General features: G+C 44.8%; 25 protein-coding genes. 10 read left to right on the top strand and 15 right to left on the bottom strand.

The genetic code is table 11. The features are described 5' to 3' along the window. Positions 1-257: 257 nt before the first annotated feature. Genes folB through K5Q73_RS10475 form a run of 5 tightly spaced genes read left to right on the top strand, consistent with a single transcriptional unit; the run spans position 258 to position 3,768 of the window. On the top strand, positions 258-611 hold the full coding sequence (gene folB, locus K5Q73_RS10495; protein ID WP_220765698.1) for a dihydroneopterin aldolase: 354 nt from the start codon (positions 258-260) through the stop codon (positions 609-611). Beyond that, positions 612-1,103, top strand: a complete 492-nt coding sequence (folK, locus tag K5Q73_RS10490; RefSeq protein ID WP_220765697.1) for a 2-amino-4-hydroxy-6-hydroxymethyldihydropteridine diphosphokinase — start codon at positions 612-614, stop codon at positions 1,101-1,103. 23 nt (positions 1,104-1,126) lie between these two features. Then, positions 1,127-1,927: an undecaprenyl-diphosphate phosphatase gene (locus K5Q73_RS10485; RefSeq protein ID WP_220765696.1), complete on the top strand. Its 801-nt coding sequence runs from the start codon at positions 1,127-1,129 to the stop codon at positions 1,925-1,927. 54 nt (positions 1,928-1,981) lie between these two features. Next, on the top strand, positions 1,982-2,815 hold the full coding sequence (locus K5Q73_RS10480; RefSeq protein ID WP_220765695.1) for a putative RNA methyltransferase: 834 nt from the start codon (positions 1,982-1,984) through the stop codon (positions 2,813-2,815). A gap of 53 nt (positions 2,816-2,868) precedes the next feature. Further along, complete coding sequence (locus tag K5Q73_RS10475) at positions 2,869-3,768, top strand: L,D-transpeptidase family protein (RefSeq protein WP_220765694.1); 900 nt, start codon at positions 2,869-2,871, stop codon at positions 3,766-3,768. A 174-nt stretch (positions 3,769-3,942) separates the two neighbouring features. On the opposite strand, the gene K5Q73_RS10470 is transcribed toward K5Q73_RS10475, so the two are convergent. Together K5Q73_RS10470 and K5Q73_RS10465 are read right to left on the bottom strand one after the other, a co-directional pair. Further along, positions 3,943-4,209: an Lpp/OprI family alanine-zipper lipoprotein gene (locus tag K5Q73_RS10470; protein WP_220765693.1), complete on the bottom strand. Its 267-nt coding sequence runs from the start codon at positions 4,207-4,209 to the stop codon at positions 3,943-3,945. 216 nt (positions 4,210-4,425) lie between these two features. Further along, positions 4,426-5,664: a multifunctional CCA addition/repair protein gene (locus K5Q73_RS10465; protein WP_220766142.1), complete on the bottom strand. Its 1,239-nt coding sequence runs from the start codon at positions 5,662-5,664 to the stop codon at positions 4,426-4,428. Between the two features lie 407 nt (positions 5,665-6,071). On the opposite strand from K5Q73_RS10465, the gene K5Q73_RS10460 reads away from it, so the two are divergent. Next, positions 6,072-7,739, top strand: a complete 1,668-nt coding sequence (locus tag K5Q73_RS10460) for an ExeA family protein (RefSeq protein WP_220765746.1) — start codon at positions 6,072-6,074, stop codon at positions 7,737-7,739. Beyond that, entirely contained in the window at positions 7,739-8,827 is a 1,089-nt protein-coding gene (locus K5Q73_RS10455; protein ID WP_220765745.1) for a general secretion pathway protein GspB, read from the top strand. Before K5Q73_RS10460 ends, K5Q73_RS10455 begins: the two co-directional genes overlap by 1 nt. Before the next feature lie 107 nt (positions 8,828-8,934). On the opposite strand, the gene hemL is transcribed toward K5Q73_RS10455, so the two are convergent. Together hemL and K5Q73_RS10445 are read right to left on the bottom strand one after the other, a co-directional pair. After that, a complete protein-coding gene (gene hemL, locus K5Q73_RS10450; protein ID WP_220765744.1) occupies positions 8,935-10,224 on the bottom strand; it encodes a glutamate-1-semialdehyde 2,1-aminomutase in 1,290 nt (429 codons plus the stop codon). Between the two features lie 26 nt (positions 10,225-10,250). Beyond that, a complete protein-coding gene (locus K5Q73_RS10445) occupies positions 10,251-11,270 on the bottom strand; it encodes an aspartate carbamoyltransferase (RefSeq protein WP_220765743.1) in 1,020 nt (339 codons plus the stop codon). A 296-nt stretch (positions 11,271-11,566) separates the two neighbouring features. Here K5Q73_RS10445 and lgt point away from each other — a divergent pair, with 296 nt between their 5' ends. Next, positions 11,567-12,352, top strand: a complete 786-nt coding sequence (gene lgt / locus K5Q73_RS10440; protein WP_220765742.1) for a prolipoprotein diacylglyceryl transferase — start codon at positions 11,567-11,569, stop codon at positions 12,350-12,352. Positions 12,353-12,423: 71 nt separating this feature from the next. On the opposite strand, the gene K5Q73_RS10435 is transcribed toward lgt, so the two are convergent. The 6 genes from K5Q73_RS10435 to K5Q73_RS10410 all read right to left on the bottom strand — a co-directional run bounded on the left by K5Q73_RS10435 (position 12,424) and on the right by K5Q73_RS10410 (position 18,344). Continuing rightward, positions 12,424-13,488 carry a glucosaminidase domain-containing protein gene (locus K5Q73_RS10435; RefSeq protein ID WP_220765741.1) on the bottom strand — a complete coding sequence of 355 codons (1,065 nt, stop codon included), beginning with the start codon at positions 13,486-13,488 and terminating at the stop codon, positions 12,424-12,426. 281 nt (positions 13,489-13,769) lie between these two features. Further along, the gene (locus tag K5Q73_RS10430) at positions 13,770-14,180 is read right to left on the bottom strand and encodes a cytochrome c (RefSeq protein ID WP_220765740.1); all 411 of its coding nucleotides are present in this window, start codon (positions 14,178-14,180) and stop codon (positions 13,770-13,772) included. Position 14,181: 1 nt separating this feature from the next. Further along, positions 14,182-14,571 carry a cytochrome C gene (locus K5Q73_RS10425; RefSeq protein WP_220765739.1) on the bottom strand — a complete coding sequence of 130 codons (390 nt, stop codon included), beginning with the start codon at positions 14,569-14,571 and terminating at the stop codon, positions 14,182-14,184. Then, entirely contained in the window at positions 14,571-15,797 is a 1,227-nt protein-coding gene (locus K5Q73_RS10420) for a molybdopterin-dependent oxidoreductase (RefSeq protein ID WP_220765738.1), read from the bottom strand. Before K5Q73_RS10420 ends, K5Q73_RS10425 begins: the two co-directional genes overlap by 1 nt. Continuing rightward, the gene (locus tag K5Q73_RS10415; protein WP_220765737.1) at positions 15,797-16,117 is read right to left on the bottom strand and encodes a c-type cytochrome; all 321 of its coding nucleotides are present in this window, start codon (positions 16,115-16,117) and stop codon (positions 15,797-15,799) included. The genes K5Q73_RS10420 and K5Q73_RS10415 overlap by 1 nt, the downstream gene beginning before the upstream one ends. Before the next feature lie 505 nt (positions 16,118-16,622). Continuing rightward, positions 16,623-18,344: a chloride channel protein gene (locus K5Q73_RS10410; RefSeq protein WP_220765736.1), complete on the bottom strand. Its 1,722-nt coding sequence runs from the start codon at positions 18,342-18,344 to the stop codon at positions 16,623-16,625. Positions 18,345-18,405: 61 nt separating this feature from the next. Between K5Q73_RS10410 and K5Q73_RS10405 the strand changes: the two genes are divergently transcribed. Together K5Q73_RS10405 and erpA are read left to right on the top strand one after the other, a co-directional pair. Next, positions 18,406-19,209: a DUF6776 family protein gene (locus K5Q73_RS10405; protein ID WP_220765735.1), complete on the top strand. Its 804-nt coding sequence runs from the start codon at positions 18,406-18,408 to the stop codon at positions 19,207-19,209. Next, positions 19,202-19,552, top strand: a complete 351-nt coding sequence (erpA, locus tag K5Q73_RS10400; protein ID WP_012154245.1) for an iron-sulfur cluster insertion protein ErpA — start codon at positions 19,202-19,204, stop codon at positions 19,550-19,552. Before K5Q73_RS10405 ends, erpA begins: the two co-directional genes overlap by 8 nt. A 101-nt stretch (positions 19,553-19,653) precedes the next feature. On the opposite strand, the gene K5Q73_RS10395 is transcribed toward erpA, so the two are convergent. The 5 genes from K5Q73_RS10395 to K5Q73_RS10375 all read right to left on the bottom strand — a co-directional run bounded on the left by K5Q73_RS10395 (position 19,654) and on the right by K5Q73_RS10375 (position 25,653). After that, entirely contained in the window at positions 19,654-20,154 is a 501-nt protein-coding gene (locus tag K5Q73_RS10395) for a hypothetical protein (RefSeq protein WP_259650858.1), read from the bottom strand. An 87-nt stretch (positions 20,155-20,241) separates the two neighbouring features. Next, a complete protein-coding gene (locus K5Q73_RS10390; protein WP_220764263.1) occupies positions 20,242-20,622 on the bottom strand; it encodes a DUF2750 domain-containing protein in 381 nt (126 codons plus the stop codon). Positions 20,623-20,758: 136 nt separating this feature from the next. Next, positions 20,759-21,454, bottom strand: coding sequence for an aquaporin Z (aqpZ, locus tag K5Q73_RS10385; protein WP_220764265.1), 696 nt, complete (start codon positions 21,452-21,454; stop codon positions 20,759-20,761). 153 nt (positions 21,455-21,607) lie between these two features. Next, a complete protein-coding gene (locus tag K5Q73_RS10380) occupies positions 21,608-23,035 on the bottom strand; it encodes an alkaline phosphatase (RefSeq protein ID WP_220764267.1) in 1,428 nt (475 codons plus the stop codon). A gap of 95 nt (positions 23,036-23,130) precedes the next feature. Further along, positions 23,131-25,653 carry a S9 family peptidase gene (locus K5Q73_RS10375; RefSeq protein WP_220764269.1) on the bottom strand — a complete coding sequence of 841 codons (2,523 nt, stop codon included), beginning with the start codon at positions 25,651-25,653 and terminating at the stop codon, positions 23,131-23,133. Positions 25,654-25,687 lie beyond the last annotated feature (34 nt).

Below are 25,687 nucleotides of genomic sequence, written 5' to 3'. Positions count from 1 at the left end.
TATTTTTTATAACGGAGTTACGCCTTTAGTGGGTAACAAGCGTGTGAAATATGGTCTGTAATGCTTTGTTAGCAAGCTTGCTATTTAAGGCGACAGCTTTTTAGTCATTCTTTATATAACGAGACTTATCCTACTTTGGTTTGGTCTCGTTAGAAAGAGCGTTAGACTAATATTTCAGCTTTGTGGCGGATTATATCCCTTTTGTCCGTTTTAGCTTATCTGACCTCAGTGTCATGGCTTAAAGTTTTGGAGATATCATGGATAAAGTACTGATTAGAGAACTTAGAATTGAAACCGTTATTGGGATCTATGAGTGGGAAAAGCAGATCCACCAAAGCTTACTTATTGATTTAGATATGGCTTGGAATAACCGTCCCGCAGCCGAGAGCGATGATTACCAATTTGCGCTGTGTTATGAAACGGTATCGAATCGATTAACGGCATTGATCACTGAAAAGCCAATTGAGTTGATTGAAACCGTGGCTGAGATGGTCGCAAATTGTGTAATGACTGAATTTAATGTGCCTTGGGTCAAGGTCAAGGTAATGAAGCCCGGTGCTATACCGTCAGCGACTGCTGTGGGTGTTGAGATTGAAAGAGGTTATGCGTAGATGGCAACAATCTTTATAAGTTTGGGTAGCAATATCGATCCTGAACGCCATTTAAAGGCCGCCTTAACGGACCTAGATACTCACTTTGATTCGCTCGAATTATCATCGGTATTTGAAAGCGAAGCAGTGGGCTTTGAGGGAACAAACTTTCTTAATATGGTGGTTGCTGCGCAGACTCAGTTATCGATAAGTGATGTTGTGAGTTGCTTTAAAGAGATTGAGCAGAGCCATGGTCGAGTTAAAGGTGCTAAGAAGTTTGCCCCAAGAACCTTAGATTTAGATCTATTGCTGTATGACGATACTGTTAGTGAGCAGCCTATTGAGTTGCCAAGAGCTGAAATCTTGTATAATGCCTTCGTTTTGTGGCCATTAGCGGAAATAGCCCCTACTTTGAACCACCCAGTTGTCAATCAGTCGTATCAAGCGCTTTGGAATGATTACGATAAGAGTCAACAATCACTATGGCCTGTTGAGTTTAGCTGGTCAGCGTAAACCTCTTTTTATTTAGGATAGTTATGGATACCTTTCAGGTGATTATATTGGCTCTTATTCAGGGCCTCACCGAATTCTTGCCGATCTCAAGTTCTGCACACCTTATTTTACCCGCTCAGCTTTTAGGTTGGGAAGACCAAGGTTTATCTTTTGACGTAGCTGTAAATACTGGCTCTTTACTCGCTGTGGTGATGTATTTTCGCCGTGAGCTATGGTCGATGTTTACAGCCTGGTCAGGCAGCATTGTAAGCCGAGAGCAGACTCAAGAGAGTAAGCTTGCGTGGTGGATTATTTTGGCCACCATTCCTGCCGTTATCGTTGGCTTCACTGCAAAAGACTTTATTTCAACGCACCTGCGGAATATTGAGGTGATTGCAGCTACCACTATTCTTTTTGGTTTATTACTTTGGTGGGCTGACAGAATGCAGCGCCAAGGCTTTACTGAATTTCAAGTGGGCTGGAAAAAAGCCTTAGTGATAGGTATTGCACAGGCAATGGCCTTAATTCCCGGCACTTCTCGCTCTGGTGCAACGATTACTGCAGCGCTGATGCTAGGCTTAAGCCGAGAAGCGGCTGCGCGTTTTTCGTTTTTAATGTCTGTACCTGTGAGTTTAGGTGCGGCTATCTTGGTGACTAAAGACCTGCTGGAAAGTGGCCAAGCTATTGATTTTCAAGCTTTAGGCCTTGGTGTTTTAGTGTCATTTATTGCAGCTTATATTTGTATCCACTACTTCTTGAAGATCATCAGCAAGATGGGCATGACGCCTTTTGTTATCTATCGCCTAGCGCTAGGCGCAGTACTTTGTGGTGTTATTTTCCTATAATTAGTTTTCGTTTTAGCAAAATTGAAAGTTCCTATTTTTAATGATGAGTGTGTAATGAATAGTATTTATCTTTGCCCTGTATGCCAGTCACCATTTATGGTGCATGAAGAGTCGAAAGGCTTGCACTGTGAAAATAAGCATCACTTTGATGTCAATGAGCAGGGCTACTGGGTATTTAGCCAGCCTAAAAAACCTAAGGCAGACTCACGAGCGGTTATGCGTGCTAAGCGCTATGTGCTTGAATCAGGCATCTATATTCCATTAGCGCAAGCGATTGCAAAGGTTATTGCCGAGTTACCTCAAGTGGCTTCAGCCGAGACGCTATCTCAGCTAGATTTTGATTGTGGTGACGGTTACTTCTTACGTACCGTCAAGGGGATATTAACTGAGCTAAGACCTGAACTTGCATTAACACAGACTGGGATCTGCGAGGCTGAGAATGCAATCTTTGCTGCGGCTAAGGCGGAACCTAGCCCAACGTATATCGTTTCAACACTAAAGCATTTGCCTTTTGCCAATGAAAGTTTTGACTTGGTCACTTTGATTGACAAGCAATTAAAAGGTAAAGAGTTAACTCGAGTGTTAAAGCAAGATGGTATCTTGCTACAAGTAGCTGCGGGGCCGAGACATCTATGGCAAATCCGTGAGTTTATCTACCCGGATTTATCAGAGAAACCCGTTAGTGAGAACCTACCTAAAGAGCTTGAGTTACTACATAGCGAGCGCTTATCTTTGACGGCAAATGTATCGGGTGAGCAGGCTATTGCTTTGCTTGAGATGACACCTTATGCATGGCGAGCCAATGATAAAGTGAGACATCAAATCCAAAATACGCAGTTCGATGCACTAGAAATTGACTTCGTAATTAACGTGATGACTAGAAAATAATCTGTGCTCAGGGTAACCTTTGCTTATTGAACTAAACGGAAACTGAAAAACTGATGATGCGTACTTTGCTGTTGTTCATCTTGGCATGTTTGCCACTTACTTCTTTTGCCAATGTTTACTCAATTCCTCAGAACGGCAGTCGCCTAGTTGGGGAGTTACAGGAACACGTCGTGCAGAAGGGGGATTATTTCCAAACGATCTCTAAGCAATACAATATCGGGATATTGGAGTTAATGCAGTCTAACCCTGGTGTAGACCCATTTTTACCGACACCTGGCACCCGCTTGTTAATCCCAAGCCAAATGCTATTGCCTGATGTGCCACATAAAGGTGTGGTAATCAATTTAGCCGAATTACGACTTTATTACTTCCCGAAAGGTGGTAAAGAGGTGCATGTGTTCCCTGTAGGGATTGGGCGTGTGGGGCGTGAAACGCCAGAGATGGTAACTCGAATTAAGTCTCGGATCCCTAATCCAAGCTGGACGCCTCCAGCTAGCATTCGTAAAGAACACCTAGAAGAGCGGGGAGAAGTCTTGCCACGAGTAGTACCGGCCGGCCCTGAAAATCCACTCGGAAAATTTGCTATTCAGCTGTCTTATGGTGACGGTAGTTATCTTATACATGGCACTAACAAGGACTTCGGTATCGGCATGCGTGTGAGCGCTGGGTGTATTCGTTTGAATCCTGATGATATCGAGTGGCTGTTTGACAAAGTAAAATATGGCGATCAGGTCACTATCATTAACGAAACCGTTAAGACTTCTACAGAACCAGATGGTCGCCAGTTGATAGAGGTGCATTCACCGTTATCGACTGCAGAGGGCGGCGATAACACGGTAAGAGAGATGAAGCGTGGCGTGGTTGAGTTTATAGGTAAAGAGCAGGTCGATTACAGTAAAGCTAACGATGCACTGCTGACTCAAGCGGGGATCCCTGTCAACATTCAGAGCTAAACTGATCGGTATGAAATGAGTGTTAAAGCGTCCATTGGGCGCTTTTTTATTATCTATAGATTGGTTTAAATTTAGTTGGGGATTACAGATAAATTTAAGGCTTGGTCAAGTGCGATACTTGAAACCAAGCCTTTGGATCTAACCTATTGAAAATAGGTTAAGCTCCTAAACGTATTACTTCTTGTAAGAAGATGCTACGTTGTCGATACGAGCGTTAGCACGTTCAGCTTCAGCAAGACCAGCAGCGCCAATTGCAGCAGCATCGTTGATGTCTGCAGACATTTTAGCGTGATCTGACTTTAGAGTGCTAACTTCAGCTGAAAGCTGGTCAACTTTGTTACCTAGGTTTGCAACGCTTTCTTCAAGAGCAGTAGTGTTTGCACAGCCACCTAGTAGGGCAGTCATTGCTACACCAGCAATCATAAGTACTTTTTTATTCATCGGGAATTCCCTTTAGATAGGTTGGTTTAAATAAGTACAGCTGCACATCACAACTGAACCTGTTAATTATGTCACAGAGAAAAAATTTTGCTATGCCTTTTAACGCTAAGCTCTGAATAACTTAGTGAAAATTTGTGCAATTGCAAGCTAAGTGTAAATTATTTACAAATAATACACCTATAATATTAGTATATAAAAGTAACTTTTATGTTTTTTTTATGAATGCTGTTTTGTTTGTAACTCTTTGACTGTCTGAACCGCTGCAATCCGCTTAATACTCAACTGCTCGCGGATCTCCGCTCCTTTAAAGCCTTGTTCTATTATGCCCTGCACGTCTATTGCTGCTGCGGCAGCAAAACACTGCTTAAGATAATAAGCTTGAGGGTAAGGGTTAAGTTCGAACCCGGTTCGACCCTTAGAGTCGGCTTCACAGGCTAGTAATAGTTGCTCCATCCGTTGTGGCTTACGCCAAAAGTCTGCTTTATCAAACAGTTTAACTAGAGTATCGGCTCTAAGTTCGGTTATTTTGTGAATATTTTGGTGCTGGTCGCTAACGAGTAGGGCTAAGTCTCGATATTCGTTTGGCACCCTAAAACGTTCACAAAGCGATCTGATTAAAGGCAGGCCCTTTTGGCCGTGACCATGATGTTTTGGCAGGTGCTCTTTAGGGCTTAAAGCCTTGCCTAGATCATGAACCAGTGCGGCAAATCGTACTGAGTTATCGTCGCTTAGCTTGGCTGCTTGCTCAAGCACCATTAGGGTATGGACGCCGGTATCGATTTCTGGATGCCACTTTTCTGGCTGAGGCACACCAAACAGTGCCTCAATTTCAGGGAAAAGTACCGCAAGTGCACCGCAGTCTTTTAGTACCTGAAAGAAGACTTGTGGGTTATCGGTAGCAAGCGCCTTATCGAGTTCCATATAGACACGTTCGGCAGTTAATGCCTCTAATTCTCCGCTACGACTGATGGTTGTCATTAGCGCAAGGGTTTCTGGTGCGATGGTAAATTTCAGTGAGTGAAAGCGGGCGGAAAAACGAGCGACTCTAAGAACGCGTAGAGGATCTTCAACGAAGGCTGCTGATACATGCCTTAAAGTGCGTTTTTCTATGTCTTCTACACCTAAGTAAGGATCGTACAGCTTACCTTCGTCGTCTTGTGCGATGGCGTTAATGGTTAAATCTCTACGCAACAGATCTTGCTCAAGGGTAACGCTAGGTGCAGCATCGACACTAAAGCCACCATAGCCAGCCGCGGTTTTGCGTTCGGTACGTGCAAGAGCATACTCTTGCCCTGTTTTGGGATGTAAAAATACAGGGAAGTCTTTACCAACCTGATTGTAGCCAAGGCTAAGCATTTGCTGAGGTGTCGCTCCAACGACCATATAGTCATGATCTTTAACCGGAAGCTTGAGTAATTTATCGCGGACAGCACCGCCAACAAGGTAAATTTTCACAGGGATTCTCACTTAATAACTTAGAGGCGAGTGTAGCATGGAAGCGCAGGGTTAGAAGCATAGTGCGATAAGGTGATCACTTGTCCTTTCTAGGAGCAAAGATACAGGTATAATTGGCAATATCTTACGCGCTATTTGATATTGAGCTTACTTTAGCTTAATAAGTTACTGCAAATTTTGACAAGTATTGCCCTTGGCTTTAACTTGAGTCTTAATTACAAGTTTAGGCTGTAGATACGGCTGTAAGGGCCGTTTGCCTTTAAAGAAAATTGAAACAGTTTTGACTCGAAAATCACGGTAATAAACTGTGTGTTTTCAATGTGTATTTAAAATTTAGAAAAATACACATAAAAGTCCAGCTAGGTGATTCGCTGGTTCATCATAGTTTTAAAAGGATACAAGCTCGCATGTATAAGGCTTTCTTTGGCTTAAATGACAATCCATTTTCTATCGCACCCAACCCTCATTATCTGTTCTTGAGTGATCGTCATAGAGAAGCTTTGGCACATCTTACTTATGGACTGGGTGAAACGGGTGGTTTTGTATTGTTAACCGGTGAAGTGGGAACGGGTAAAACCACTGTATCTCGCTGCTTATTGAAACAACTTCCGGATAATACCGATACCGCATTTATTCTAAATCCCTCACTTACAGAGTCAGAATTATTGGCCACGCTGTGCGATGAGTTAGGAATTGTTTATGGCGATGAACCGAGTCTTAAACAGCTAACCGATTTAATCAGTAAGTTTTTGCTGGAAAATCACAGTAAAGATCGTAATACCGTGCTTATTATCGATGAAGCTCAGCACTTAAGAGCGGAAGTCCTTGAGCAGCTAAGGCTATTAACCAACTTAGAAACTGATACTAAGAAGCTATTGCAGGTCATTTTAATTGGCCAACCAGAATTGCAGCAATTGCTCAAGAGGCAGGAACTGCGTCAATTAGCTCAGCGTATAACCGCGCGTTACCATCTTCTGCCGTTAACGATAGAAGAGGTGGCGTTATACGTACAGCATCGTTTGCAGGTTGCAGGGCGTCATGAGCCACTGTTTCATAAGAGTGCGATTAAGGCGCTACATAAATACAGTGGCGGTATACCAAGATTGATTAATTTGCTGTGTGAGCGGGCATTGATGGCGAGTTATGCGCAGTCAAAGGTGCCTATTGATAGCAAGATGGTGCGTCTTGCCTCGGCTGAGGTATTAGGTGAAGAGCCTGAGAAGAAGAGTTTGTTATTGCCAGTGAGTATCGCAGCATCTTTGCTTGCTACTTTTGGTATTGCATTTTACCTGTTCTCACCAGCAGGCAGCACAGCTGCAAGCCCCAATCTACATCAGAAAACAAATCCAAGTTTGAGTGCAGGGCAAAATCAAATAGCGAGTATCAGTGCCGATAAAATGGCAAATCAAGGTGTAGCTCAAGTTCCTGCTACTCGAAATACCAATAGCCTAAGTAGCAGCCAGCAGGTACTAAATAGTGCTATTGCTCAAAGTCATGAGATAGATACGGCTTACGCCAGTATCTTAGGTCTTTGGGGCAAGGTACCTTATATCGGCTTGTCAGCATGTCAGTCGGCTAAGCAGCAAGGTTTAGATTGTTTTCAACAGCAGGGAAACTGGCATTCATTAGTGCGACTTAATTACCCTGCAGTTGTCTACCTCGTCGATGATAACCAGCAAGCGTTCTATGGCACAGTGGTATCTCGTCAGGGCGAGCAAATTCTATTGCAGTTAAATGAGCAGCAGCTTTGGGTGAGCCGCGATTGGTTTACTCGACACTTTACTGGCACCTTCGAGATCCTCTGGCAAGCGCCTCATAATCAGCCTAAAGAGATCGGGCAGTCAGCCAATCAGGCGCAGATCCAATGGTTAGAAAATAGTCTGGCACGGATAAATGACAGAGCGCCGAGACTGGTCGATCATTTTGACGCTGAATTAGAACAGCAGTTAAAAGCATTTCAGCGCCAACATGGTTTGAGTGCCGACGGCATCGCGGGGACGCAAACCCTGATACAGCTAAACTTATACTTAAGTGATGCTGGACCGCGTCTAGGTCAAAGCAAGAGGTTGTATTAATGTCGATTTTACTCGATGCGGTGACAAGAAATAGTCAGCAAACCCAAGCGGTGACTCATGATGTGGTGTTAACTCCAAGAGCGCAATATAAGGCGAAACGGGAGTCGGCAAGAGGGCTGCTATACGCAGCTGTTTTTGTTTGTTTAGCGCTACTTATGGTCGTAGCAGCTTGGTTATTAACGCGAGTTGTTTACCCTACAGCGAGTCTAGTTTCAACCTCTAGCCAAGTTGAGAGTATAAAGCCTACCTCAGCGTTAAATATGCCTCAAATTCAGAGTGCTAGCTTAAGTAATAGCTTAAATCATAACGAGACTAATCACTTAGCCATTCAATCAAATGAAGTTTTGTATGAACAACAAGGCGAGCAAACTGAGATCCGTCTTGCCGGAAAGGTCGCGCTGCCATTAGCTCAACCTCTAGCGGTAACTCAAGCTGCAAAGGTTACTCATTCGGTGCAGACAACCAATAACCTAGTAGATGAGCAGCCAGGTGATTTAATGGCCGCATTGCTAAAAGCGCAGCAGAGTGTAGAGCAAGGCCGTCAGCCTGTTTCGACTCAAGCTGACTCTAAAGTGAGCAGCCAAGTAAACAGCCAAGCAAGTGAGCAAACGGATCTGGAGCCTATCATTCTCGGTGCGAATAGTAATCAGCGTGGCAACGAGCTGTTAGCATCGCTGAAGCATCAAGTTGAAGACGCCGCTAATGATGTCGGTCTTAAAAGTACGGAAGTGGCTGATAACAATAATCTGTTAGCGGCGTTTGAGGCAGCCCTTAAGGACGTAGAGCGTGATAACTCAGTCGCCACTCCAGTGACAGAGCCTAAGCTAGATCCTATCCCAGCTACGCCTAAATCGGATGACATTCCTAAGTATGGTCAGTTACCTGCAGGTCTTCAGCTACAAGTTCCAGAGTTCAGTATTAATGCTCATGTGTACTCAACTGCACCAGATAACCGCTGGTTAAATGTTGATGGGGCAGAGCTGCAAGAGGGCGATAGTATCCAAGGCAAACTCACCATTGTAGAGATAAGACCAAGAGATGTAGTGTTAGCGATTCAAGGTAGCAAATTCAAAGTACCAGCGATTTAAACTTCTTAACTGGTAGCAATGGCTTAACTCACTAGTTATTTAAAGCAAAAAAAGGAACACCTTAGTGTTCCTTTTTTATTTATAGACGTACCGCTTATCTATTTAAATTAAGCCTTTGCAAGCTTAGCAAAAACACGATCCGCTGCAGCAAGAGTTGCTTCAAGCTCTTCTTCACTATGAGCAAGCGATAAGAAACCTGCTTCATAAGCGCTAGGTGCTAGGTAAACACCTTCATCTAGCATTAGGTGGTAGAACTCAGCAAATCGTGCAGTGTCGCACTTAGTGACTTGAGCAAAGTTAGTTACAGTTTCTTCGTCTGTGAAGAAGAAACCGAACATGCCGCCAACGTAGTTGATTGCCATTGGAATGCCGTGCTTGTTAGCAGCAGCTTTAAAGCCTTCAGCAATGTACTGAGTCTTAGCAGCTAGTTGCTCGTAAACGCCTTCTTCACAAAGCGCTTCCATTTGAGCAAGACCTGCAGACATCGCAATTGGGTTACCAGACAGAGTACCAGCTTGGTAAACTGGGCCCGTTGGTGCGATAAACTGCATCACATCTTTACGACCACCGAAAGCCCCCACTGGCATGCCGCCACCGATAACTTTACCCAGAGTAGTTAGATCTGGTGTTACGCCGTAGTGACCTTGTGCGCCGCTCTTAGAAACGCGGAAACCTGTCATTACTTCGTCGATAATCATCAGTGCGCCGTACTGATCACAGATAGCACGAAGACCTTGTAAGAAACCGTCGATTGGCGGGATACAGTTCATGTTGCCAGCAACAGGCTCGATGATGATACAAGAGATCTCTTCTGGGTACTGCTCGAAGATAGCCTTAACTGAATCTAAATCGTTGTAAGTTGCTGTTAGCGTGTGCTTAGCGAAATCTTCAGGAATACCTGGAGAGCTTGGCTGACCCAGAGTTAGTGCACCAGAACCAGCTTTTACTAGTAGGCAGTCAGCGTGGCCGTGGTAGCAGCCTTCAAACTTAAGGATCTTATCACGGTTGGTGAAACCACGTGCTAAACGGATAGCGCTCATTGTCGCTTCAGTACCAGAGCTCACCATACGAACTTGTTCCATTGAAGGAACCATTTCGATAACTTTTTCAGCCATAGTGACTTCAAGTTCAGTTGGTGCGCCAAATGATAGGCCATTTTCAACTGCTTTTAGTACTGCTTCACGAATTTTTGGGTGGTTGTGGCCTAAAATCATTGGGCCCCAAGAACCTACGTAGTCGATATATTTTTTGCCATCAGCGTCAAAAATATAAGCGCCATCAGCTTTTTCGATAAAGCGTGGCGATCCACCCACACCTGAAAATGCACGTACTGGAGAGTTAACGCCACCTGGGATGGTCTTTTTAGCTTGTTCAAATAGTTCGTCAGAACGAGTCATTTTTAATCCTTAAATTTGTAGCCGACTTAGAAATCAGCTTTTCGTGAATACCAATTAACTGGGCGTTCGTACTGCTCAAGTTGAGAGTCAACACCTAACGTCAGTGCAAACAGCGCCATGCGGATCAGCAGACCATTATCAGCCTGTCTAAAGATAGCCAGATTTGGGTGATCGTTAAGATCATTATCCAATTCATTTGCTTGCTCACGAGAGTCTCGTGGTAGCGGGTGCATGATCACAGTGTTTGACTTGCAATGCTGTGTATAAATACTTTGGTTTAAACGGAACTTACCGCGGTATTTGTTCGCTTCTTCTTGAGAGGGGAAGCGTTCTTCTTGAATACGCGTCAGATAGAGTATATCAGCGCGATCTAAATTGCCTTCAAGTTGGTCTGTTATTGTGATCTTATGGCCAGCATTTTCAATGTCATTGATCACAGAGTCAGGCATTGCTAGCTCTTTTGGTGATACGAGTGTGAAGCTGACATCTTTATACATACATAACAGACGAGAAAGTGAGTGCACCGTGCGGCCAAATTTCAAGTCGCCTACCATGGCGATATTCATACCGCTGATATCGCGGCCACCAGCGGCAAGTTCTTTTTGGATGGTAAATAGATCTAGCAGCGCTTGAGTAGGGTGCTCATTTGAGCCATCGCCACCGTTAATAACGGGAACGCGGCTGCCTTTGGCAAAGTCACGTACCGAGAATGAATCAGGATGACGCATAGCAATCACATCTGAGTAGCTCGATAATACGCGGGCAGTGTCGTAAAGAGACTCGCCTTTAGATAATGATGAAGACGCCATACCCACGGTTTCGTTAACTCGGCCGCCTAGTAAACTAAAGGCGCTGGCAAAACTAACGCGAGTACGGGTGCTAGGCTCGAAAAACAGGTTGCCTAAAACTGCGCCATCTAAAACAGTGGTACGTTTTTGTCTTAAAGCATAGGGAGTCATGCGAGTAGCAACAGAGAAAACTTTTTCTACGGCTTCCAAATCAAGTTGGTTTACCGAAAGGATGTGCGAACCTTGAAACTGAGTCATCAGCCTATATTTCCAATTTCTGAGGGGCGCTATAGCAATGCTATAAGCCCAAATTTATGTAGGGTGGCTGAGGCGGCACTATAGCAGAATCTAATTGGCAGATAAATATAACAAGTACAGAACATGGGATTAAATTTTGTGAGGTTCAAGCTAATTAAAGTCGTTGATAGTGGCAGGCTGTGACATTCTGTTGCGGCAAATTTCGCTTAAGCCTTGCCAAATGGCTTGCTGACGCGTAAAACTGCCCATGAGTTATCATATTTTCGATTAAAAACAACCGATTTGGAAGGCTTAGTTTGGACCATTTTATTTGGAATATTGACCCTGTAGCCATCAGCTTTATGGGGTTGAAGGTACATTGGTACGGCATTTTATTTGCGCTAGCGATAGCATCAGGTTTTCAGGTGATGAAGCGCATTTATATCAAAGAAAACCTGCCAGTAGAGTCGTTAGACAACTTACTAATGTATTGCGTGGTAGGTATTATTGTCGGTGCGCGCTTAGCACATTGCCTTTTCTACGACCCAGCTTATTACTTTAGTCACCCGCTAAAAATTTTGGCGATATGGGAAGGAGGACTGGCTAGCCACGGTGGTGGTTTAGGTGCAATTTTAGCTTTGTACTATTATCAGCGTCAGGTGAAGTTACCTTTCCTATTCTTGCTAGACCGTTTAGCGATAGCAACGGCAATTTTCGGCTTCTTCGTACGCATGGCTAATTTTGTAAACTCAGAAATTCTGGGTCTACCAAGCACAGTGCCTTGGGCTATTGTGTTCGAGCGTGTCGACATGTTGCCGCGTCACCCTGCGCAGCTGTATGAGGCGATTGCTTACCTGTCGATTTTTGCCTTGTTGTGGGCAATCTATAAGCTCACCGATATGAAGCAGAAACACGGCGCTATTTTTGGTCTGTTCCTGGTATTAGTGTTTAGCTCGCGCTTCCTGATTGAGATGGTGAAGGTCAAGCAAGCAGTATACGCCGATACCTGGACATTCAGCGCAGGTCAGCTGTTGAGTATTCCATTCTTGCTTGTCGGTATCATGCTGTTGTTAATGCCTTATCTGCGTAAGAGTAAAGCTTGATTTAGCGATGATTTTTACAAAGCAAAAGCCGTAAGCAGATAGCTTACGGCTTTTTTTGTGGCGAGAAGAGGCTAATCAGGCCTTGGTATTAAGTGAAGAGGGGCGGCATCGCTTAAATAGGCTTCATCGACTTGATCTAGCTTGTTATAACTGATCATCTGCCTGATCCCATCGATATAGGCTTGGCCACGTTCTGAATACTTATCTAAGGTGCCAGCGAGTTCCATGCCTGTTATTGGCTTATTCTCTGCTCGCAGTTTTGCTCGTAACTCTCTTAATTTTTTATAGGCATTGTTAGTGTTGAGGTTAAGCATATAACCTTCTACAGACGCGAGCGGCGTATCAAAGCGAGCCAAACCGTAGTTGCCTAGTTCTTTACGCTGTTGTTTAGGGATCATTCCCTTGCCGCTAAAATCCCACTGTCCGAAAAATGCATTTCCTTCAACAGTAAAGCGCGATGTTGCCCAACCACTTTCTTCTGCAGCTTGTGCAAGAACAAGTGAGGGTGGCATGATATCGACCTCTTCTAACAAAGTCTGTCTCTGTTGCTCGGTTAGTGGCGTATCAGCATCTTTGGTGATTTTGTATTTTTTGGCAATTCTTTGTAAAACCACATCGTCTAATGGCGCCGATTCAATCAGGCGACGTTCCAAAAGAATATTCTCGTTTGCCACCAAGATTAATGGTGCTAACAGACGAAAAAACACCATTTTTTTCTGTTGCACAGGGATTTGATTCGAGGTTTCTTGCCAGCGCTCACTAACTGACTCAAAGGTCAGGCGAGGCACTTCACGATTGCCGTCTTGCCAGCTTTTAGTGTTGTAATTAAGTGAATTAAATAGCGTCATCAGTTCATCGAGAGAATTGATCCGAATATCTTTAGGCGCCTTAGTCGGACGCTTTTCTGATACTTTTATAAAACTGGTTTGGGTTCCGTCAGAGTCAGACGGTGTGGCAAGATCGGCTGCAACCGTTTTGGGCGCTGGCTTCACTGTTTCCTGGACACTTGTCTGAACCGGTTCATGAACCGTTACTAGTAGACTGCTTTCAGGGTTGAATTGTGAGTTGGCTGCATAAAGAATCAATGCAATGGCTATAAAGGCTAGAGCGATAAGTGTTTGAGGCTTTTTAAGCATAAACAGTCCTTTACGTCGAATGACTTTGTTCTAATTACATAGATATAAGACACATACTCCTTTATTGTTGCTAAATTGTAAACTCTACATCTGAACCTATGGAGTGGGATGTCGTTACGGGTCGAAGCTGCTGGCTTTAAAAAGAGCCAATAAAGCGAGACTGTGGAGGTAGTACGGTGAAGAGGGGATGACATGAAATTGCAGCGAAGAAAAAGCCCAAATAACTCTGAGTTACTTGGGCTTTATTGTCTTTATGACTGTTTATTAAGAGCCGCTCAAGGCTATTTACTTAAATCCGACGCAGTTTGCGTAGAGTAGTAGTAAGCAATATCTTTCATTTCAGTTTCAGACAACATACCAGCCTGTCCCTGCATCAATGGATCTGAGCGATCACCACGTTTAAAGTCAACCAACTGCTTGAATAGGTAAGCGGCTTTTTGACCTTTAAGATCTGGGTAGGTCTTCATCATGCCCAGCATGGCATCACCGTGACAAGCGATACAGCGTTGGTTGGCAAGTGCCTCACCTTTGCTTGCATCTGCTTGATAGTTTAAGGCGCTAGCCTCAAGCTTTAATCCTTGTACCGCTAGGGTATCTTTAAAGGATGTATCTGCATGGGCAATGCTTACGCCTACAGAAGTTGCCCATATCAAGCTGGTTGCTAAGACTTGCTTAATAAAAAGGTTAGGCATCTTAATCTTCCTTCATCGATGTTGGCATTGGTGGCATTTGATCGCTATCCAAAGGCTTACGTCTAAAGATCTTCATGTCGATGCCCGTCTCGTCATAATAAGTTGAGAGGTAGTCGAGTACTGGATCCCAGGTATCAGATAAGTCCCAAAGGCCTTGGGTATCAACCATCCACTGAATGGTATCGCGCCAAACTTCACGGTTACCCTTATTCTGCGGGATAATTGACGTGGTATGGCAAGCGTTACACTGATAGTTAACCATCTCCCAACCCGGCGCCATAATTAAGCCTGACTCAGGGTCGATAGGATAGCTTTTGGCTGCATCGGCAGCCATCGCAGGAGAGAGGCAACTTAAGGCAAGCAAGCTTGCCGTAAACAGAGTCTTTCTCATTATACGACCCTTACTGCCACTCGGTGACAGCCGTTAAATAGGTAACCTTTTGGATTCCACTGTGGTTGAACCATAGGCTGAGTATCGCCTTTGGTGTCAGTCGCGCGAGCCCAAATTTCAAAGTAGCCAGCCTGTGGCAACTTAAGGTCAATGTTCCATTGCTGCCACGCTGTTGGGTTTACCGGCTTAGTTAAAGCGGCTGTTTGCCATGTCGTACCGTAGTCGTAGCTGACTTCGACTTTAGCGACATCACGCATACCTGCCCAAGCATGTCCGCTTACAGAAAGCGTTTTACCTAAAGCCAGCTCACTGCCCGTTTGAGGCGCTGTGATAAGTGACTTTACAATCATCTCTTCGATGATCTTAAAGTCTTTGTTATCGACTTTCTCACCTGGAGCTACTGGATACTTTGGCACTTGATAAGCAGGAGCGCCCATCTTCTTACCATCGTGTACGCGATCGCGAACGCCCATACCGGTTGCACATTTCTGTGAAACTGAACCTGGACGGCCGCCGAATACGATACGTAGCGGGTAACCGTGCATGTATGGAATATCTTCGCCGTTCATGCCCCAAGCAATCATGCCGTTTTCATTCATGGCGGCATCGATTGGTACACCGCGAGAAATGGCAGCACCTTTACCGCTGATGTGCTTATCTGCACCGTAGTGAGCGGTATAAACTGCGTCGCTCTTCACGCCACAATCGGCAAGAACGTCTTTAATCAGTACACCAGTCCACTCTGCACAGAATACCGCTGTGTTACTCCACTGGTTACCCTTAGCATTTGGGTAGAAGTTTTCGCGGCTGTTACCGCCACATTCAAGAACCAATTGCTGAGTGTGAGTTTTGAACTTCTTTTTAAGCTCGGCGATAGTGTAGGTCTTTGGCGTTTCGATTGACTCACCGTCAACGGTAAATTCCCAAGTATCGGCATCAATTTTATCGAATTCTGGCATCTTGCCGTTCCAACGAATAAAGGCGACGTCAGCAGGGGTTTTTACAGGTGCAAGCAAGTGCTCAGGTGGGAAGGCGTTCAGTGGGCTTGAGTTAAGCACTTTAAAGTGGCTTGGTAAGTCATCAACATTTTTCCACTTAACAGCAGATACGTCCATTGGCTCAATACCGGCTGGGCGGTTTGATGCAAATGCCCAGTTTAGCGGCAGCATGGCTGTTACAGAGGTCGCTGCTGCACCCTTTAAAAAATTACGTCTATCGATAGCCATTAGTCTTGTTCCTTACCCGTATTGAAATATTCCGCCATTGTCTGCATCTGTTCTTCGGTTAACAGTTTGGCGACTTTACTCATCGTCTTATCTTGGCGTTTGTCAGCTTTAAAATTCTTTAGTTGTCCAACCATGTATGCTGCGTTTTGTCCCTTTAAATTTGGGATAGAATCGAACTCGTTAGTTCCGTCGACTCCGTGGCAAGCGATACACATGTTGAGCAGCTTTTGATAGTCCTCTGCGAATGCCTGGCTGCTGAAGCCAAACATAGAGGCAGAGATCACGACTAGTGCTGCTAATTTATTATTTAATACACTCATTGTGTGCCCTTTTCGGGATGATGTTGTTTACTCTTGGTTAAGCGAGCCCCTGGAAAATCGCCTGACCTTTGCATAGAGCTCGTTGGTGCTAGCACCCGATTACGACCTTGCAACGTTTTCTTATCAACGCTCACGAGTACTTCTTTATTCGTTATTCGTAAATGAAAGCGGTTGAGTTCATGAAATTACCGAAAAATGTGACAACAAGCCTGTGAAAAAATCTAAAAAGTTGTGAAAGTGCCGGGAGTTTGAGCGGTTTGTTTGTTTTTGATGCCATTTGCAGTTAGGGGAGTAAGTTACTGCAGTTGTGTGGCGATTGTTGCTTTATTATTGTTCGCTAGTTTTGAATTTGCTGGCAATTGGTTTTTTTACGTAAACAGGCAGTTCTTTCATCAATTAGCTAGCGATGAGAGGTAAGGGGAGGGAGGCGTTTAGGTTTTAAAAGCAGACCTTTTTGTTGGTTAACTTAGAGACCTCATTAGCTTATTGAGCGTAGAGTATAAATTTACACTTGCCCTGAACGGATCTCTTTGCGTAGAGACACCCAGTTAATCACCCCCACAATTTGTTCATCTGTCTCTTGATAGATATAGACTTCTCCTCGTCGTTCCTTCGAAAGAATTGCGTATACCTCATTGAGAGTCGAAGTATCGGGTAACCCTTGAATCGGGTGACGAGTTAAGGTGGTGTCTTCATCTCTCACTTGTAGTTCGAGCTGCAACATCTCTACAGCACCTTGAGCATTACGTACCAATACTGAGCGGCCCTCAGCGCGTTTAAGTACTTCTAGTAATAGCTCTTGGTTGTCGTAAACGATGACAAAGCGTTTATCCATTAGGTGGCGTACGCCTACTTTCTGCAATCCAAGGTTTACAGGTGCAACTTTATACCCAAGCCCCATTATCTCAAGTTGTTTGAAGAATATAGATTTAGTCTTAAAGCCTTGGTGAGCAATCAAGAAGGCCGGCACTAATACAAACATCGAAGGCAAAATAATTGAAGCGTTATTGGTCAACTCAATTAACGCAACGAGTGCGGCGAGTGGCGCACTTAAACACACCCCCATCATACCCGTCATACCGAGAATGGTGTAAATACCAATATAAGGCGCAATACTGGGGAACATTAGTGAGCTGACTAAGGCTAATACCGTACCTAGTAATGCCCCAATCCCGTAGAGGGGGCCAATCAGTCCGCCAGGAATACCTAAGCCGATAGCGGCTATGGTGGCTATTATCTTACCTGCCAAAATGGCACATAAAAATAAAATGCTCGGGTGCTGGTTAATGGTTTCGGCAATGGCGAGTTCACCACTGCCAATAGCTTCGGGTAACACTAAGCCGACTAATGTGGTGACTGCGCCCGCAAGTAGTAGACGATTGATAAGCGGCCAGTGTTGGCCCATAGCGGTTACTTTAAGTAGACTGGTATTAAATAATGCGGCAATGCAGCCAAGGATCACTCCAAATATTGCAAGTAGTGGATATTGACTGAGTGGGATTGCTGCGACACCAATTTGATCTAACTCATGAACATCACCAAACACAAGCTGGCTACTCACTGCGCCGCAAATAGCAGAGATCATAATCGGGAAAAAATAATGGATCTTGTACTCTCTGAGTACCACTTCAAAAACGAAAATCACCGCAGCGAGTGGTGCATTAAAAATGGCAGCGATACCCGCGGCAATACCACTGGCACACATAACTCTGACACTGTTGTCTGGCAGCTTAAACTTTTCCGCTAATACACTGGCGCTGACGGCACCTAAATGAATAGCTGGGCCTTCTCGCCCTACAGAGAAGTTAGTGGCAAGGGCAAATAACGCTTGGAAGAACTGTCCGGGGGCAGACTGCAACGGGATCTTGCCATAATGCAGTTTCATTCTGTGGATCACATAGGCAATGCCCATACGTTTATAGCGCTGAGATCCCATTTTTGCGACACCCCAGATTAAAAAGGAGCCGAAAAGCGGTAATAATACTCGCCAGTCATCGATGATGTCCGTAAAATTCAGTTCTTGGGTTTTGGTAAAGGTGTCGCACCAGACCAGTAATAACCTAAAAAGAACAATGACACCGGATGCAAACAGTGCAAAAAGCAACGCGAGCAAACATAACTGTACACTGACCTTAGACTGAGAAAGCATGTCTTTAAGGTCGGTATGTAAGTACTTTTGAAATTGCTCTCGCTTCTTCGCAATGATTTGATGCACAGAAATTTCCAAAATTTATGTTTGTCACATTGATTTCAAAATGTGAGATTTTTTATTAAGGGGCTGTTACTTAATGCCAAATTATCATCGTTGGATCGATCGCATGCAAGTGATTGAACGACAAATTAGACCCTCAAGTGTCTATTTATTACTTTTATTGCTGATAGCCTTTACGTTGGGCGCACTGATTTACGATGTTGCGAAAGCTCGTTACCTCCCTAAAGTGGAGGCGAAAGTCGATAACAGCGAGCGCTATGTACAAGAGTTACAACAGCAAGCACAGACTCTGGCGGCCCGAAATATAGAGTTGGCATTAGAGCGTGAAGCCAATCGCGACATGCAGGCGATGTTTGTCGAGCAAAATGTGAAACAGAAAGAGTTAGAACGCGAACTGGCATTTTATCGCAGTGTTATGGCTCCAGAAAACAATGCTGACGGGGTGGCGATTAATACTTTAGAGCTAGAGCCTAGCCTAGAACCACGTCAGTACCGAGTTAAGTTAGTGCTGACACAATTAGAGAAGCGCAAGCGATCTTTGGCGGGGCGCAGTGAAATCACATTAGTTGGTTTGCAAGATGGCAAAACCGTTAGCCTTAAGTTGTCTGAGCTGAGTGATGCCTCATTTAAGTTTAAATTTAGATATTTTCAGGTACTAGAGGGTGAATTTACATTGCCTGAGGGCTTTAGCTTGTCTAGAGTGAAGGCCAAAGTGATAGTACCTACGAGTCGTTGGACCAAAGGTTCACAAACTGAACAGGAATATAGTGCACAAGATTTACTTGTGGATGAAAAAGAGCAGGGCATATTACTTGAACAAAACACTCAGGTATTAGATAATTCTGCACAGCAAACAGAAGTAAGAGGTAATAATGACTGAACAAGCTGAAGATGCTTTGCCAATCCGTTTCACCGATGCGGCGGCTTCAAAAGTAAAAACCTTGCTCGAAGAGGAAGAAAATGACGCACTTAAGTTACGTGTTTATGTAACGGGTGGCGGATGCTCAGGTTTCCAGTATGGCTTTACTTTCGATGAAAAGGTCAACGAAGGTGACTTTACTGTAGAGAAGCAAGGTGTTCAGTTGGTTGTTGACCCAATGAGCCTGCAATACCTTGTTGGTGGCGAAGTGGATTACACTTCAGGCCTTGAAGGTTCACGTTTCTTCGTTAAGAATCCAAATGCTACGACCACATGTGGTTGTGGTGCAAGCTTCTCAGTTTAATCTTGTAATAAGACTGAATTGAAGACGTAAAAAAAGCCGTCATCTGACGGCTTTTTTGTATCTGCAGTTTGGCTATTTTTTGGGGTCGCCGTTATAGCATGTTAGCGCATAATATTAAGGTTTATTGCGCGGCTAAAGTAGCGGCTCACCTTCGGGGTAAAGGCTATCCAAACTTGCACAAATGATATGATGATAAGTACGCCAAATACAAACCAATCAGGTAGTTGCATACTAAAGCTGCCAATGGCATAACTAGATGGCTCAGAAGGTACCATGTTATCTGGATCTTGCAGCACTATGGGCAAGGCACTCGCAATAACTAATTGCAGAGAGGTATAAACTCTTAGCATTAGCAAGCCAGCTTTTTGTTTACCGATAATTGCTAGCACCATAAACAGGGTTAAGATACAAAATAGCACGCCTTGTTTAGCCATTAAGCCACTAATAGAAATCACCACTAAAAAGATGAGCAAGGCGATAAGACGCTTGGGCATGTTGATTTTTTCAGTTGGGGTTTCTGCGGTGCTATTAGAGGTTTGAGTATCGTGGCAGCTATTGCTAGTTGCAGACTTTTCGGGGGTGACAGGCTTTTCACTATCCACTTTTTTATTCTCTTTTTAGTTTTATTAGCAGATAAAAAGACCAAGATGGCAAGCTAATATGGCTTGCCATCAAAGGGTCTTAATAAATTAGTGGCGCTTTTTAGGAGCTAAACGCTCTTCAAGCTCGTGTGGCGGGATCACTACGCCTAAGTCATCTTGTACTGGGAATACGGCAACGAAAAGATCATCGTCTTGCATACCTGGTACCCAACGCTCTAGCCACTCGTCAACTGGAATCGCTAATGCTTGGCAGTCTTGCCAGTCATCAACAGCCCAAAGTGCTGCAGCTTCTTCAGTTGGCCACATAGGAATACAATCTTCCTCTTCGGTGGTCAGCATTACGCAGCCGTCTAAATCTTGTAATGACCAAAGAGTCTTATGTTCTTTAACTTGCTCAACTAGGTAGTCGTAGCGAGATTCTGGCGTCATTTCAGTGATTTGTTTAAGGCTTTTGTTTTTGTTGCTCATGGTATACATCTCTTAAATTTAAATAAGGCGAGCCTTGAAACAAGGAGAACGCGCCGATTAGACGGATAATAGCACCAAGCTGACTATTGAAAAAGAAAACAGAGCCTAATTTGGCTCTGTTTATCTATTTTGACAATTAATCTTTAGCGTCGAAGACTTTATAAATTAGCCCAGCGAGAATCGCACCGACAATTGGCGCAAGCCAAAATAGCCAAAGCTGTGAAACTGCCCAGTCACCGACAAAGAGTGCCGGCCCGGTACTGCGGGCTGGGTTTACTGAGGTATTGGTGACAGGAATACTGATTAAGTGAATTAGTGTAAGCCCCAAACCTATGGCGATAGGGGCAAAGCCTTTTGGTGCGCGTGAGTCGGTAGCGCCAAGAATGATCAGTAAGAAGAACAGCGTCATTACGATTTCACAAATTAGTGCGGCTGTTAAGCTATAGCCACCTGGAGAGTGTTCACCATAGCCGTTTGAAGCAAAACCTGCCGACAGGCTAAAACCATCCTGCCCCGAGGCGATAAGATATAAAATCCCAGCGCCAGCGATACCGCCTGCTACCTGAGCAATAATATAGGGTAGTAATTCAGATGCAGGAAAGCGTCCGCCAGCCCATAGGCCAATTGAAACTGCCGGGTTTAAATGGCATCCCGAGATATGGCCTATGGCAAATGCCATGGTGAGGACGGTCAAACCGAACGCAAATGCCACTCCGAGTAGGCCAATCCCGACTTCAGGAAAAGCTGCGGCTAAGACGGCGCTACCACAACCACCTAAGACAAGCCAAAGTGTACCGATAAATTCGGCAGTCATTTTTTGGTTTATATTCATAAAACAGTTCCTTGAGTTTGCATCAATCCATTGGCAGAAAATAGACTGCCGACTGTCAATATAAGACAAGCTTACTTTATGCCTTACTAAACAAAGAAGTAAACAGTTATAAAATGAAATTTATTGTTGCTACAACTTAGTGTATTGAGAGCCTTACTGAACCTTGTAGCGTTCGTTTTGCACCATCTGAATTAAGGTGGCGGCTATTTCGGTATTGTCTTTATGGCCCCTGAAGTACAGTGCACCTTTACCATAGGCGTAAACCGGTACATCGATAGCGTCATGGCCTCCGGTAGTCCATCCAGTATAGGTCAGCTTATCAATTGCTTGTTTAAGAATGTCTGCGAGCTCTTTTGTCGGCTCATGATGCGAGATGAGACTGTTAAGCCGGCTACGCAGGAAGTCGAGTTTTTTGGGCTGAATATCAATGCTGATATGGGGGCGAAGAAAGCGAGTGAAGCTAGGTAAATCATTGAGGACCTCTGGTGTCTCCACAATTTGTTTCGCGATGGAGCTCGGCAATGAGTGAACTTGATGCAGTAACTGGCCTTGCCATTGGTAGGTGCCATCTCGCCCTAAGGTTAAGCCACCCGTTGAGTGATCGGCCGTAGCAATGAGTAAGGTATCTGGGTGGCTATCGACATAGAGCTTTACTAGGCTCAAAGTATTTGCAAAGTCATGCATTTCGTTCATGGCGCAAACAATATCATTGCTGTGTCCACACCAGTCAATTTGACTGGCCTCTACCATCATCACAAAGGGGGCGTCTTGGTCTGATAATAAAGCCAAGGCTTTTCGGGTCATAGTGGTGAGGTGAAGAGGATCTTGGCTTTCTAAGGTGCTAGGTAAACCTTTGGGGGCAAATAGGCCAAGGGCTGGCAGTTTTTCGATGCTGTTTAAATCGCTTAGGCTATCGATATACTGGTAGCCATATTCTTGAAATTCTAACGTTAGATCTCGGTCATCGCGAGCAAAATATTGGCTACCACCACCCAACATAAGATCGGCAACGGGGCGCTTGTTGATAAGGTTGGTTAAATAGCTATCGGCAATTTGGTCGTAGTTTCGGCGGCTTTGGTTATGGGCTAAAAAGCTGGCTGGGGTGGCGTGGTTAATTTGCGAGGTTACCACTACCGCCGTCGTTTTTCCTTGGGCTTTTGCCATTTCAAGTAGCGTGGGGAAAGACCCGCCTTGATGATCTACTGAAATCGCGCCGTTATAGCTCTTATAGCTAGTCGCGAGCGCAGTAGCCGCTGCGGCAGAGTCGGTGACATAAGTATCGTCATCAGGGTAGGTGCTAGACATGCCGACTAATAGCTTGTCGAAGATGGTCTTATCGACTCTTTGAGTTTGCGGGTTATCGCTGTAGTAGCGATAGGCGCTGGTATAAGCTGGCCCCATACCGTCGCCAATCAGATAGATGATATTTTTTGGTAGGTATTCGGTCGCGATAATTGGCGCAAAGGGATCATCCGTGTCTGCAGCAGCTTCTTTACTTAAGAGGGTTGCGCTGCATAGGCCTGCGATAATTAGACTTGAGCAGATTGCAGGGAAACTAACAATCGAGGTTAAGTGAGTCATGCTCTAGTTATCCTTAATGTTCAAAAAATCTGTGGCTCACTCGGTTAAAAGCTCAGCTTCAAATGAGCTGTTAACTGGATTGGCCACAGATGTTATTAATGGAATGTCACTTGTGATTTGTCTGGCTGGTTAGGTGAAAAGTGGGCGCTACCTCTGCTAAGTGCAGGGCTTTTTAGGTACTGCTCTAGCCAGCTCTCTTGCTCCCATAACATGTGCATAATCGACTCTTTAGCCTTATAGCTATGGCTTTCATAAGGGAAGGTGACTAGGCGAGCTTGGCCCCCAAGCCCTCTTATTGCTTTAAACAATCTGGCTGACTGCATTGGATAGGTGCCAGAATTGGAGTCCATCTCGCCATGCATCAGCAATAATGGTTCATCAATTTTGTCAGCATGGGTAAAGGGTGATATCTGTTGATATAGACTAGGTGCCTCCCAGAAGTTACGTTTTTCATGCTGAAAGCCAAAAGGCGTAAGAGTGCGGTTATAGGCGCCACTTCGGGCTATTCCTGCAGCAAAAAGATCCGAGTGAGCCAGTAGGTTTGCTACCATAAAGGCGCCGTATGAGTGACCCCCGATAGCCACTCGCTCCCTATCTGCCACCCCCATCTTCACCAAGGTGTCAATTGCAGCGTTGGCATTGGCGACCAACTGATGGCGGAAACTATCGTTAGGTTTATCTTTACCTTCACCAACTATGGGCATGGCAACCTTATCGAAGATGGCAAAACCTTTGGCTACGAAGGCAACGGGGCCCTTAGCGCTAATTTGATTGTATTGATTGGGCGAATAGTTTACTTGACTGGCTACCTCCGCATTTTTGTATTCGCGGGGATAGGCCCACATGAGTACTGGCAGTGGGCCATCTTTAGAGTTGTAATTAGCGGGGAGGTATAGCACACCCGATAATGGTAGTCCGTCATCGCGAGTGTAGTTAACCAGTTGTCGGCTCATGCCTTGATAAGCATCTAGCTTATGCGGATTCTGATAGAGAACTTGCTCGTTTCCAGACTCGACTTCGAGCATAACTAGGTGCGATGGCGTATCAGTGCTTTGCCTGCTGATGATAAGTGTTAGCGGCTTAAGCTTTACGACGTATTTGACCTTTTCTAACTCTTGCATGGATGACTGCCAAAGGGTTACTGGCTTGCCTATGCTGTGGTTCTTTTTATTAGCGCTGAGTGCAGATGACTTTAAGAATGGCTGATAGCCCTGTGGCGATGCTCCAAGGCCGTAATGTAACAGGTTATTATTATCAAGCTTGTAGACTCGACCTAGGCTTTGTCCATCAACTTTAGCGCTTTGGCGATAGAGGCTACCCGGGTCCTTGTAAGTATCGCGGATTGCCTTTTGATACCAGAGGGATAAGCTTTTATCACTTTGCATTGAGGTATCTAAAAGGCTCACTCGCATCTGCTTCTTATCGGACTGACGCTCAGTGATAAGCGCGGTATTTTTCTCCCCCCACTGTACTTTGCTGATCCGCCAAGGCGTCTTGGTTAATGGCGTTGGTTGTTGAGTAAAAGGAGCGCTGAGCTGCAGCAGTTGATCCCGATAAGCGGTTTTAATGCGGCTATCGCCTTTATCGAGAGCTTTTACGAAGGCGAGAGTATCGGGTTTGTCGCTACGCCAATGGATCATGCGTGGACCTTTTCGCACCGAGTCGCTTCCCGGTGGGCGATATTCACTACTCTCTAACTGGGCAAGGGTTTGCAGTTTTTCTCCCGAGCGGCTAAAGAGTTCAACCGATTGGGCAAAGTCATAATATTTCACCATATATGAGAAAGGCGCGGCGATGCGTTTTACCACTAAGTACTTATCGTTAGGTGACAGGCTATAGCTAATATTAATCGCAGGTTCACCAATTGGGGAGACATTGCCACTGAGTGAGATAAAACTGAGTTGGCTGGTGGTTAAACTTGAAAATTCGCGCTCATCCTGCGGGTTTTTGAGCAGGTCTTGATAGGTTCTGCGCGGCGCTTTCTGCCCAGAGGTTTCACTTATGTTAGGGGATATTGCCGTGTAATCTTGAGTTTGTGGTGCGCTCTTGACTACGAGGTTAGTGAATACTCCCTTGCTGTCGTTTTGCCAGATATATTTCAAGCCTAATGTGGCATTGAGGCGGCTAGGATTAAGTTTGTGGCTTTGTTGTTTGGCTAAATCATAAATAAATAGATCGGCGCTATGCTTTGTTAGACCGATATAGCTTAGGTATTGGCTATCAGGTGAGAAGGCGACATTGGCTACTTGCATGCCGCTGGCTAGCGCTATGGTGACAGGCTTTACGGTTGATTTAAGCTGGGTTAGGTTAATGAGTTCGATGTTTAAGTAGGTGTATTTGATTCGACTCGGGATCAACAAGTCTGGTGATACTCTAAGCCCGGCGAGTTTACGCTCATCTTGTGCGAGGGTGTCGATTGAAAGATGTTTTTTAGGAGTCAATACCGCCAACCATTGCTTATCTCTGGATAAGCGAGTGCTTACATTTTTTGTTTGTTCGACGACATCTTGCAGGGCCTGACTGGGGAGCTGGTAGCTATTGCTCATGGCTTGATTGCTGAAAAATAGCGGGTAACAGATGGCAGTCAGGGCATACATTAAGAGCGAGTTGCGAGACATTCTTATCTCCTGATCCAGAAGTGGTTATTATTAA

Origin of the sequence: Shewanella sp. MBTL60-112-B2 (assembly GCF_019655055.1) — a bacterium.
Taxonomy (GTDB): domain Bacteria; phylum Pseudomonadota; class Gammaproteobacteria; order Enterobacterales; family Shewanellaceae; genus Shewanella.
Note: the sequence above shows the minus strand (reverse complement) of the source record. Positions and strands in the feature narration are given on the sequence as shown.